Below are 11,026 nucleotides of genomic sequence, written 5' to 3' on the forward strand. Positions count from 1 at the left end.
TAAGTTTGGTGCTAGTGAATAAATTTTAAGCTTGCACCGCGCCATCCATAAGCGATAGATTAAATACTCTAATAGGATAAATAATCAACATAGGGATGCCAAATGAGTCAGATAGTTCAACAACAAACCCTGCGCAAAGTAGCTGAAATTTTTGACCAACATATACCATTTCACAATCTTCTAGGCATGGATATCAAGCGCTATGATATGCAAGGTGTTGAGATTGAAGTAAAGATGAAACCTGAACTCATTGGCAATATCCATCAACAAATACTCCATGGTGGCGTAACTGCCACTGTGCTCGATGTGGTCGGCGGCCTTACTGCATTCTCAGGCCTTGTTGCTAGCCGCGATGATTGGAGCATTGAAGAACTAGAGCAGCGAATAAAAACCTTAGGCACAATTGACCTGCGTGTGGACTATTTACGCCCCGGGCGTGGCGAAATATTTACAGGCACTGGTACGGTGATCCGTGCCGGCAACCGTGTATCGGTTTCTCGTATGGAGCTTCACAATGAAAAAGGCGATCATATTGCTTTTGGTACAGGCACTTATATGGTTGGCTAGATTAGTTCAGCAACACACTATTTATCACTAACTAAACTGGCATTAAAAGTTGCCTTAGTGTCACTTTCTAATAACAGCAATCACGCCAATTATTGCGCTGGTCCGGCTTGAGTCTCGCTCGCTGCGGGACTACAATCTGCGCCTACTTTCCTATTTAGCACAATTCCGATGCAAGAAATTGAATACCGTAAAGGCATAGTCTATGCCGTTTGCGCCTATACCCTTTGGGGATTTGCCCCGCTTTATTTTAAGCTGCTAGAGAGCGTGCCCGCAGCAGAGATCTTGCTACATCGAGTGATCTGGTCATTTGTGTTTGTCACTGTATTGATTGCACTATTTGGTGGCTTTGCACGTTTACGTAATTTGCTCAAACAGCCACGCCAGCTTGCCGTGTTATGTTTAACTTCTGTGCTCATTGCAGGTAACTGGCTACTATTTATTTGGGCAGTGAATAACGATCATATGCTAGATGCCAGCTTAGGCTATTTTATTAACCCGTTGGTCAACGTGAGTTTAGCGATGATATTTTTGGGGGAACGCCTACGTAAGCTGCAGTGGGCAGCCGTCGCATTAGCGGCGACAGGAGTGATGATCCAGTTGATCTCGTTTGGCTCAATTCCATTAGTATCGCTTGGGCTTGCCTGTTCGTTTGCGTTTTACGGTTTGCTACGTAAAAAGGTTAATATCGATGCCAAAACAGGTCTACTCGTTGAAACAGCAATTTTACTGCCAGTTGCCTTAATCTACCTTTTTACCAATACTGGCGACTCATTGACTCATCTACTGGCCAATGATCTGCAGCACAATTTGTTACTCGTCGCAGCGGGGATTATTACCACAGTACCACTGCTATGTTTTGCGTCAGCAGCTGTGCGCATTCCATTTTCAATGCTGGGCTTCTTCCAGTATATCGGCCCAAGTATCATGTTTATTTTGGCTGTGGCTTTATTTAACGAGCCTTTTGATGCAGAAAAAGGCATTACCTTTGCCTTTATCTGGGCAGCATTATTTTTGTTTACCTTAGATATGCTCTATAAGCGTAAAGCCAAAAAATAGCTGACAGATACAACGAAAAAGCGAACCAAGTGGTTCGCTTTTTCATTTAATTTATGTTTATCAACTTTTCAGGACTTTCTAAACTCAAAATTAACGGGTAATTACGCGTTGTAGGCAATAAGACTAGATTATCTGTCGTTGTGGTTGCCACAAATGCCTTTTGTCCATTAGCAAGCCTAAACCAACCTAACTGAAAACCCGGCATTCCCACACCATTAGCCCTAAGATCAGGCTTTAACGCTGGGGTTTGGCTAAAGTCGATTCGCTCAGCCTTAGCTAGGTCAACTTCAGATAGCGGTATAGTAAAACCATAAAAAGGTACATCTAAGCTGACAGTGTCACTGCTGATAATTAACTTAGCGTCATTAACCTTGTAAAACATCCAGCTAAACGCCAACACCATAGGCAGCAACACTCCTATTGCCACCGCCTTACTCACTTTAGGCATCTGCTTGAAATAGATAAAAACCCCTAAGCCAATAAGAATGCCTAGTAACACAATAAAGCTCCAATGACCTGTAGACGTCAGCGGAGCAAGCAGGTATTCCTCAACCATAGCAGTACCTTTAAATGGTAAAAATTAGCTGCTATTGTTGCATGAAGACATAATATGTCAACAACCTAGTTTAGCTATAGATCTAACGCTAAAATTTTTGATTTACGTTGATAGTTATACAACTGTTTTTTCTTTTCAGGCAGTTCATCCACCTCAACCATGTTAAAGCCATGCTCAAGAAACCAATGGATACTGCGGGTTGTCAGGGCAAATAAACGGGTATAACCGCGCACACGCGCCTGACCAATGATGTTTTGTAGCAACAAACTACCTCTGTCTGCATCACGGTATTCAGGGTGCACTACCAAACAAGCAAACTCACCAGCGTTGTCTTCTTCAAATGGATAGAAGGCAGCACAGCCAATCACTAAGCTGTCTCGCTCAATCAGCATAAACTGCTCAATCTCCATCTCAAGCTGCTCACGAGAACGTCTGACCAAAATACCTTTTTGCTCTAATGGGCGGATCAAATCTAAAATGCCGCCAATATCGCGAATAGATGCACGGCGTAATCGCTCAGCACTTTCGGTTACAATCTGAGTACCTATCCCGTCTCGCGAGAATAGCTCTTGTAGCAAGGCGCCATCATCAAGGTAACTAACAAAATGACAGCGACTAACACCATTACGGCAAGCATCAATACTCGCTTGTAAAAATGCTTTAGTGCCAACACAAACTGTACTGTCCTCTGGCAACGCGTTGAGGATCTTTTGTGCATCAGTTGGCATTAGCTCAGCAATCACCTGACCCGTTTCATCCAAAATACCTTTTTGCGAACTAAAACCTATCATCTTGTCGGCTTTAAGCTTAACAGCTATTTGAGTCGCGACCTCTTCTGCGGTTAAGTTAAAACTCTCACCTGTCACAGAGGCTGCTACAGGCCCTAATAATACAATACCGCCACTATCAAGCTGACGCTTAAGGCCTTGGCTATCAACTCGGCGCACTCTGCCGCTTAAGCAGTAATCAACACCATCTTCAACCCCGAGTGGCTGGGCAATCACAAAGTTACCACTTACCACATTGATCTGGGTGCCTTGCATTGGGGTATTGCTCAAACTCATCGACAAACGTGCAGTAATATCTAATTGCAGCGCGCCCACAACCTGCTTAATCACTTTTAAAGCATCTTCTTCAGTGATCCTCACACCATTGTAATATTCAGCTGGCAGACTCTGCTGTGCTAACGCCTCATCAATTTGCGGCCGAGCACCGTGCACTAGAACAATGTTAATCCCTAGACTATGCAATAAAGCTATATCGTTAATGATGGCGCGAAACTGCTGTTGCGCTAACGCTTCGCCGCCCAACATAACGACAAAGGTTTTACCCCGATGGGCATTAACATAGGAAGCAGAATGACGAAATCCATCAACAAGTTCAGTTGTGCGCACGCTAAAATCACCTTAACCATAGTTAGAGAGCTAAATAGACCTTACGATCCCGTTACGCCTAAATACTACTGAATTAAAATTCATTTAAAAAGCATTAATTATCACATGCTGCAATTTATTTATTATCAGAACACATCTAATAATGGCTTATACAAAGCCAATTAAAGCTTGGAATAACTAGATAAGTTCAAATCAAAATATTGCGAGATAAAAGTGTTAAAAAAAATAGATATGCAAATTACGCAGAAGGAATGAGCGGTACGTCTAACGAACCTATTTTTAAATGAAGAAAACACAAACTGCAGGCAAAAAAAAGCCTCTATAAATAGAGGCTTTTTCCAAGATGCTTAAACAAGTTATTACTTGATTTTAGCTTCTTTGTACATAACGTGCTGACGTACTACTGGATCAAATTTCTTGATTTCCATTTTTTCAGGCATGTTACGCTTGTTTTTTTCAGTCGTGTAGAAGTGACCAGTGTTAGCGCTAGAAACTAGCTTGATCTTCTCACGGTTACCTTTAGCTTTAGCCATGATTTATTACACCTTCTCGCCGCGGGCACGAAGTTCTGCAACAACAACTTCAATACCTTTCTTATCGATGATACGCATACCTTTAGTAGATACACGTAGCTGTACGAAACGCTTCTCGTCTTCTAACCAGAAACGGTGGTTCTGTAGGTTAGGTAAAAAACGACGACGCGTAGCATTCTTCGCGTGCGAACGGTTGTTACCAACCATTGGTCGCTTGCCAGTTACTTGGCATACTCTTGACATGTCAATCTCTCCAAAACAATATTTAACGCTCGAGCATTAATGCACCTCGAACACGGCCGTCGCCTGAGGCACACAACAGAGGGCGCATTTTATACAGGATCTAAAATCAAAGATCAAGGAATAGATTTATCCATCCATCCCCTTTCAGCGAAAGAAACTATCTCTCGATCGCCCACAACCATGTGATCCAGTAAGGAAACATCAATAGTTTGCAGGGCTTGTTTCAATCGCTCAGTAATTCGTCTATCGGCTGAACTTGGTTCTGCAATTCCAGAAGGATGATTGTGACACACGATCACAGCCGCAGCCTTTTTTTCAAGTACCAGACTCACCACTTCACGTGGATAAACTGATGCTGAATTTATTGTACCTCTAAATAATTCAACAAATTGAATCACTCTATGCTGGCTATCTAACAATAAAATAGCGAACACTTCATAGGCACGATCAGACAATTGTCTCATTAAATAGTCCCGAGTTAAATCAGGATCAGATAAAATTTTTCCTCTTTGCAGCTTTTCTCTCGAAATTCGAGCGCCTAATTCAATCGCCGCCTGCATTTGAGCGTACTTTACTGGCCCAACGCCATCTAGTTGACAAACCTGCCGCTCTGACGCGCTAAACAAGCTTCTAAGGCCGCCAAACTTATTGATCATCATCTTTGCCAGCTCTACAGCACTTAAGCCCTTTAAGCCGACTCTAAGTAGCACCGCCAGTAACTCTGCATCTGATAACTGCTTTACACCGTGACTCAATAACTTTTCTCGCGGCGCTTCGCCCTCAGGCCAATCCTTTATTGCCATCACAACCTCCTTGTTGTTTGTTATCTATGAGTATGGTCTAGATTTTTGGAACTTGTGCATCACCCTTTGGTGGTTTGTGATATCTTAAGCCAACTTCTGCTGTGCAACTTGTGGTTTGCCAGCAACGTGATTATCAACATAGAGTTTAAGTATGGGTCTCACTAACAAAAAAGTACTATTGGGTATTGGCGGCGGTATCGCTGCTTATAAATCAGCTGACTTAGTGCGTAAATTAAAAGAGCGCGGCGCTGATGTACGCGTTGTAATGAGTCAAAGTGCGCAGGAATTTATTACCCCGCTAACTTTGCAAGCCCTATCTGGTTACCCCGTTGCTACAGACCTACTTGACCCAACAGCCGAAGCATCTATGGGCCACATCGAACTGGCACGCTGGGCTGATTTAGTTATAGTTGCACCTGCAACAGCCAACCTTATCGCTCGCATTAATGCTGGCATGGCCGATGAGCTTATTACCACTACATGCCTAGCAACTGAAGCCCCCGTTGTGCTGTGCCCTGCGATGAATCAACAGATGTATCGCAATAGCGCAACTCAAGCCAACCTAAAGCAAGTGAGCCAGCGCGGCTTGCATATTTGGGGCCCAGATTCAGGCTCACAAGCTTGCGGTGAAGTCGGCCCTGGCAGAATGCTTGAGCCTGTCGCGATTGCTGAAAAAGCGGTTGAGTTTTTCGGCCCACAATTACTGCAAGGCATGTCGCTGTTACTCACCGCAGGACCGACTCGAGAAGCGATTGATCCTGTGCGTTATATTTCTAACCATAGCTCGGGCAAAATGGGATTTGCATTAGCCAAAGCTGCTGCGGCAATGGGTGCAAACGTTACGCTAGTTGCCGGACCTGTAAACCTTGCAACCCCTACAGGCGTCAATCGTATTAACGTCGAGTCAGCTCAAGATATGCTAGATGCGGTAATGCCACAGGTTGAGAGTCACCAAATATTTATCGGTTGCGCCGCGGTTGCCGATTATCGCATTGCTGAAGTGGCCGAAAGTAAAATAAAAAAATCAGCCGAGCAGATGCAACTTGCGCTAGTTCGAAATCCTGATATCTTAGCCAGCGTTGCTAGCCATGCTAACCGACCATTTACGGTTGGATTTGCTGCAGAAACCAATGACGTAGAACAATATGCTCGTGGCAAGCTGAGCCGTAAAAAACTCGATATGATTGCCGCTAACGATGTATCAAATACAGATATTGGCTTTAACAGTGACACCAATGCATTAAGCGTGTTTTGGAGCGATGGTAGTACTGAATTACCCGCTGTTGATAAAGACACACTCGCTAAGCAATTGCTTACTTTAATCGCGAATAAAATAAACAACTGATGAAAACACCAATCGAATTAAAAATCCTCGATTCACGGATCGGTACTGAATTTCCACTGCCTGCTTATGCCACAACGGGCAGCGCCGGTATGGATTTACGTGCGATTACCGACACAGCACTCACCATAAATCCGGGTGAAACAGTGTTAATTCCAACTGGAATAGCCATTCACGTTGCAGATCCAAGCTTAGCCGCTGTGATTCTGCCGCGTTCAGGCCTTGGTCATAAGCACGGTATTGTGCTGGGCAATCTCGTCGGCCTGATTGACTCTGATTATCAAGGCCCACTCATGGTGTCGTGTTGGAACCGTGGTAGCGAGCCATTTACAATCGAAATTGGTGACAGACTCGCGCAACTGGTTTTTGTGCCTGTGGTTCAAGCTGAATTTAAACTGGTCGATGAGTTTAATCAGTCGGATCGCGGTCAAGGTGGATTTGGCCACTCAGGAACCAAATAACCGATTTAAGCGACTATCGCGGAATCATTTTTAATGGATAGCATGGAGCAACGTTTCCTTGCCGTCTCGCTCAGTAGTAATCGAGTGAAGGACAGATAAATGGCTGCAAGCCCAAAAATAAACCGTCGTGAGCATATCCTACAGTGCTTAGCGACTATGCTAGAAACCAGTCCAGGACAAAGGATCACCACCGCCAAACTTGCCGCTGAAGTCGGCGTATCAGAAGCGGCGCTTTATCGCCACTTTCCGAGCAAAGCGCGCATGTTTGAAGGCCTTATCGAATTTATCGAAGAGTCGCTATTATCGCGTATAAACCTGATCATGGATGAAGAAAAAGACACCATGAAGCGCTGCCAGCAATTACTGCAACTATTGCTAGTATTTGCCGAGCGCAATCCAGGGATTTCACGGGTACTTAACGGCGATGCACTGCTGGGTGAAAACGAGCGTCTACGCAGCCGCATTAGCCAATTATTTGCCAAGATTGAAACTCATCTAAAGCAAATTTTACGCGAAAAAAGCCTACGCGAAGGTAAAGCGTTCAATTTAGATGAAGCGGTATTAGCCAACCTACTATTGGCTGTTGCTGAAGGTCGAATCGCCCAGTTTGTTCGCAGCGAATTTAAGTTAAAGCCAACTAAACACTTTAACGAACAGTGGACTTTCATCCAGCAACAACTGCTACAAAGCTAATACTTCTCTAAAAATGGCAGCACTTCATATGTGCTGCCGTTTTACTCCTCTGCTATTGCCTCACTACAACTTTTAACTTACATTTCCAACATCACAATACTCTAACAATTGTTTCCACAAGGAAGTTGTATGAAACTCATCAAAGCTATTGGCCTAGTATTTCTTACTTGGCTAAGCTGCAGTGCATCTGCAAAAACAGATACCGCAGCACATCTATTCAGCCGCTCAGCGGAGTTCTCCCAAGTTAAAATATCTCCTGCTGGTGACTATTTAAGCACCATCACCAGTAAAGATGGCAAAAACATGCTATTGATTTTAGATGCTGCCACTAAAAAAGCTGTTCATGTGGTCTTTTTCGATGGCAATGCCCAAGTCGGCCACTATGAATGGGTCAACGATGAACGAGTCGTGCTACAAAAAGAATATCTGAAAGGCTGGAGCGATCACCCGCTTTACTATGGTGAACTGATGGCGGTAAACGCTGATGGCTCTAAAGAGACATACCTATTTGGTTATCAAGGTGGGCAACAAGTAGGCTCAAATATTAAGAGAAACACCGCAATTAGAGCAACCGCCTATATTTTAGATCCTATGCCTGAAGACGATCGCTTTATGCTAGTGCAAGCACTACCTTGGGGTAACGGCGGAAGTAACATGGCAGAGAACACCCAGAAAGTTTATCGCGTTGATGTTTATAAAGGTAAACGCAGAAAGGTAGCTGGCGCGCCTATCCCTTACGCTAACTTTCTAACAGACCACGATGGTAATGTGCGCTTTGTCAGTGGTACTCGTGACTACGTAAACACAGAACTTTTCTACCGAGAAGACCGCGAATGGGTAAATACTGACAAATTAAACCTCAATTTAGATGCAATGACCCCAATCGCATTTAGTGACGATGAAAACAGTGTTTATGTCACCGCTAACGAGTCTGGTAAGCCGTCAGGTGTTTATCTAATCAACATTAAAACTGGCGATAAAAAACTTGTAAGCCAAGATAAAGTCGTCAATCCAAGCAATGTTTGGATAAACCAAACCACGAAAAAGCTTTATGCCGTTGAATATGAAAATGGCTACCCAGAATATGAGTTTGTAGCTCCTAAAGATCCATCGGCAACATACGTTAAACAATTATTAGGCGCACTACCTGGGTACCAAATTCATTTGGTGAGCCAAACAGTCGATGCAAAAAAAATGATCATTAAAGCCTTTAACGATAGAACTCCTGGCAAGTATTACCTTTTCGATACAGAAAAATTAAACCTAGAGTTTCTTGTATCGCAAAAGAGCTGGATTGACTCAAATAAGATGGCCGAGATTAAACCGATTAGCTTTACCAGCCGAGACGGTTTAAAGATCCATGGATATCTAACTCTGCCCCATGGCAAAGAAGCAAAGGACTTACCTTTAGTCGTTAACCCGCACGGCGGTCCACACGGCCCAAGAGATTGGTGGGGGTTTGACTCACAAAATCAGATGATTGCGAGCCAAGGCGCAGCTGTACTGCAAGTTAACTTTAGAGGTTCTGGTGGCTATGGCACAGCCTTTGAAAATGCAGGCCACCAAAAATGGGGCACTGAAATTCAATACGACATAATTGATGCCACCAAATATGTTATCGACCAAGGCATTGCCGACAAAGACCGTATATGCATTGTCGGCGGCAGCTTTGGTGGCTACTCCGCCATTCAAAGTGCCACAATCGAGCCTGACTTATTTAAATGTGCCCTAGGTTTTGCTGGCGTGTACGATCTGCAATTAATGTTTGATAAAGGTGATGTTCAAGGCCGTAAAGCCGGTAAGCGTTATCTTAAAGAAGTCCTAGGCGAAGATGAAGCTGTACTAAAAGCCATGTCGCCAACCCATAATATCGACAAGCTTAAAGCAAACATTATGTTAGTTCATGGCGGAGAGGATGAACGCGCACCAATCGAACAATTTGAGGCTCTTGAAGAAGCATTACAAAAACACAAGTATCCATTTAAAAAGCTAGTAATGGATGATGAAGGTCATGGCTTTTACGATGATGCTCATAGAGCCAAATACTACAATGAGATGCTAGGCTTTCTAAATGAAAACCTAAAACTATAACCATTAAGAGCAATGCAGCTGAGCGATAGTAGAGCCATTTGGAGCAAACATACTTTGCTTTCAAAAGTGCCACTATCGCTGCCCAGCTAACTTGTTTTTGAGTTATTTTCTGTATTAACCCAAAAAACCGACTAGTTTAGTCGGTTTTTTTATGTTCATAGCGGTTTTCGGTGTATATTTACAGCAAATAGCGGTATCCTCCCGTCCTCGCTAAGTACAACGCCAATAGCTAGCGCTATCATTTTGGCTTTTATCAGGCACTATGCCCCTTATGCGAGACCAACGGCACTAGTACACAGGATACGAATATCACCACTCATTCTTTATGGTGAAGGAGGAACTTATGACAGCAAAAGATGCAATCCTCAGTGAATCTGCTCAAATCGTAAAGTCTGCACTTATCGAGCGCGGCCTTGAAACGCCAATGCTACCTAATGAGCTAAGCGCAGAAGTGCGTAAACAAAAGATTGAACAGCATATGCGTGAGATCTTAACCTTAATGTCATTAGATTTGAGCGACGATAGCCTAGCGGACACTCCGCGTCGTATCGCCAAAATGTACGTCGATGAAATCTTCTCTGGCTTAGACTACGCTAACTTTCCAAAAATCACCGTCATCGAGAACAAGATGGGCTTTGATGAAATGGTAAAGGTTAACGACATCAGTTTAACCAGTACCTGTGAGCACCACTTAGTGACTATTGATGGTGTAGCAAGAGTGGCTTACCTGCCACGTAAGAACATTATCGGTCTGTCTAAAATTAACCGTATTGTGCGCTTCTTTGCTCAGCGCCCACAGGTGCAAGAGCGTTTAACTCAGCAAGTGCTCGTTGCCTTACAAGCGCTACTTGGAACTAAAGATGTGGCAGTTAAGATGGACGCCGTGCATTACTGCGTCAAATCACGCGGTGTAATGGACTCAACCAGTTCAACCACTACCACGGCTCTAGGCGGGATCTTTAAATCGAATCCAGCGACAAGGGCTGAATTCTTAAGTAACTAAGGTAAAAGAAGGTTCTAGGACGCTTCGCTTCGAGGTCCTAAAAGATTAAAACACCAAGATGAAAAACCGAAAACGGAACACTCGCAGGCTCGTTAACAGATAACGGAACGGCCTTCGGTCTTACGGTAAAAATCATAAAAAATGCCGCGCTTACATTTAACTGTAATCGCGGCATTTATCTTTTATGTAAGCGTAGCGCTCCGTTATCCGTGAGCTCAGCGTTCCGTCATCCGTAAGCGCAGCGTTCCGTCATCCGTGAGCGCAGCGTTCCGTTATCCGTAAGC

At 43.9% G+C, this 11,026-nt stretch carries 12 protein-coding genes; 7 read left to right on the forward strand and 5 right to left on the reverse strand.

Annotated features, from left to right (window positions below):
- The first annotated feature begins 102 nt into the window (after positions 1-102).
- Both L884_RS0120655 and rarD read left to right on the forward strand, forming a co-directional pair.
- Positions 103-567: a thioesterase family protein gene (locus tag L884_RS0120655; RefSeq protein WP_028769270.1), complete on the forward strand. Its 465-nt coding sequence runs from the start codon at positions 103-105 to the stop codon at positions 565-567.
- 168 nt (positions 568-735) lie between these two features.
- On the forward strand, positions 736-1,623 hold the full coding sequence (rarD, locus tag L884_RS0120660) for an EamA family transporter RarD (RefSeq protein ID WP_028769271.1): 888 nt from the start codon (positions 736-738) through the stop codon (positions 1,621-1,623).
- A gap of 46 nt (positions 1,624-1,669) precedes the next feature.
- Here rarD and L884_RS0120665 read toward each other — a convergent pair whose 3' ends face one another.
- The 5 genes from L884_RS0120665 to radC all read right to left on the reverse strand — a co-directional run bounded on the left by L884_RS0120665 (position 1,670) and on the right by radC (position 5,152).
- Positions 1,670-2,179 (reverse strand): PH domain-containing protein, encoded by a 510-nt coding sequence (locus L884_RS0120665; RefSeq protein ID WP_028769272.1) that lies wholly within the window; start codon positions 2,177-2,179, stop codon positions 1,670-1,672.
- A 74-nt stretch (positions 2,180-2,253) separates the two neighbouring features.
- Positions 2,254-3,573 (reverse strand): amino-acid N-acetyltransferase, encoded by a 1,320-nt coding sequence (gene argA, locus L884_RS0120670; RefSeq protein ID WP_028769273.1) that lies wholly within the window; start codon positions 3,571-3,573, stop codon positions 2,254-2,256.
- A gap of 359 nt (positions 3,574-3,932) precedes the next feature.
- Positions 3,933-4,106 (reverse strand): 50S ribosomal protein L33, encoded by a 174-nt coding sequence (gene rpmG, locus L884_RS0120675; RefSeq protein WP_012275560.1) that lies wholly within the window; start codon positions 4,104-4,106, stop codon positions 3,933-3,935.
- A gap of 6 nt (positions 4,107-4,112) precedes the next feature.
- The gene (gene rpmB, locus L884_RS0120680) at positions 4,113-4,349 is read right to left on the reverse strand and encodes a 50S ribosomal protein L28 (protein ID WP_028769274.1); all 237 of its coding nucleotides are present in this window, start codon (positions 4,347-4,349) and stop codon (positions 4,113-4,115) included.
- A gap of 113 nt (positions 4,350-4,462) precedes the next feature.
- Positions 4,463-5,152, reverse strand: coding sequence for a RadC family protein (gene radC, locus L884_RS0120685; protein WP_028769275.1), 690 nt, complete (start codon positions 5,150-5,152; stop codon positions 4,463-4,465).
- A 151-nt stretch (positions 5,153-5,303) separates the two neighbouring features.
- Here radC and coaBC point away from each other — a divergent pair, with 151 nt between their 5' ends.
- The 5 genes from coaBC (at position 5,304) to folE (ending at position 10,742) form a co-directional block, all read left to right on the forward strand.
- Positions 5,304-6,497, forward strand: a complete 1,194-nt coding sequence (coaBC, locus tag L884_RS0120690; RefSeq protein WP_028769276.1) for a bifunctional phosphopantothenoylcysteine decarboxylase/phosphopantothenate--cysteine ligase CoaBC — start codon at positions 5,304-5,306, stop codon at positions 6,495-6,497.
- On the forward strand, positions 6,497-6,955 hold the full coding sequence (gene dut, locus L884_RS0120695) for a dUTP diphosphatase (protein WP_028769277.1): 459 nt from the start codon (positions 6,497-6,499) through the stop codon (positions 6,953-6,955). Before coaBC ends, dut begins: the two co-directional genes overlap by 1 nt.
- Positions 6,956-7,054: 99 nt before the next feature.
- Positions 7,055-7,648 carry a nucleoid occlusion factor SlmA gene (gene slmA, locus L884_RS0120700; protein ID WP_028769278.1) on the forward strand — a complete coding sequence of 198 codons (594 nt, stop codon included), beginning with the start codon at positions 7,055-7,057 and terminating at the stop codon, positions 7,646-7,648.
- A 129-nt stretch (positions 7,649-7,777) separates the two neighbouring features.
- Entirely contained in the window at positions 7,778-9,739 is a 1,962-nt protein-coding gene (locus L884_RS0120705; RefSeq protein WP_028769279.1) for an alpha/beta hydrolase family protein, read from the forward strand.
- A 343-nt stretch (positions 9,740-10,082) separates the two neighbouring features.
- Complete coding sequence (gene folE / locus L884_RS0120710) at positions 10,083-10,742, forward strand: GTP cyclohydrolase I FolE (protein WP_028769280.1); 660 nt, start codon at positions 10,083-10,085, stop codon at positions 10,740-10,742.
- Positions 10,743-11,026: the final 284 nt, after the last annotated feature.

This window comes from Shewanella fidelis ATCC BAA-318 (assembly GCF_000518605.1).
GTDB lineage: Bacteria > Pseudomonadota > Gammaproteobacteria > Enterobacterales > Shewanellaceae > Shewanella > Shewanella fidelis.

Excerpts from the sequence above, each read along its gene's own strand:
- L884_RS0120655 (WP_028769270.1), top strand. The coding sequence starts at position 103 with ATGAGTCAGATAGTTCAACAACAAACCCTGCGCAAAGTAGCTGAAATT.
- rarD (WP_028769271.1), top strand. The coding sequence starts at position 736 with ATGCAAGAAATTGAATACCGTAAAGGCATAGTCTATGCCGTTTGCGCC.
- L884_RS0120665 (WP_028769272.1), bottom strand. The coding sequence starts at position 2,179 with ATGGTTGAGGAATACCTGCTTGCTCCGCTGACGTCTACAGGTCATTGG.
- rpmG (WP_012275560.1), bottom strand. The coding sequence starts at position 4,106 with ATGGCTAAAGCTAAAGGTAACCGTGAGAAGATCAAGCTAGTTTCTAGC.
- rpmB (WP_028769274.1), bottom strand. The coding sequence starts at position 4,349 with ATGTCAAGAGTATGCCAAGTAACTGGCAAGCGACCAATGGTTGGTAAC.
- radC (WP_028769275.1), bottom strand. The coding sequence starts at position 5,152 with ATGGCAATAAAGGATTGGCCTGAGGGCGAAGCGCCGCGAGAAAAGTTA.
- coaBC (WP_028769276.1), top strand. The coding sequence starts at position 5,304 with ATGGGTCTCACTAACAAAAAAGTACTATTGGGTATTGGCGGCGGTATC.
- dut (WP_028769277.1), top strand. The coding sequence starts at position 6,497 with ATGAAAACACCAATCGAATTAAAAATCCTCGATTCACGGATCGGTACT.
- slmA (WP_028769278.1), top strand. The coding sequence starts at position 7,055 with ATGGCTGCAAGCCCAAAAATAAACCGTCGTGAGCATATCCTACAGTGC.
- L884_RS0120705 (WP_028769279.1), top strand. The coding sequence starts at position 7,778 with ATGAAACTCATCAAAGCTATTGGCCTAGTATTTCTTACTTGGCTAAGC.
- folE (WP_028769280.1), top strand. The coding sequence starts at position 10,083 with ATGACAGCAAAAGATGCAATCCTCAGTGAATCTGCTCAAATCGTAAAG.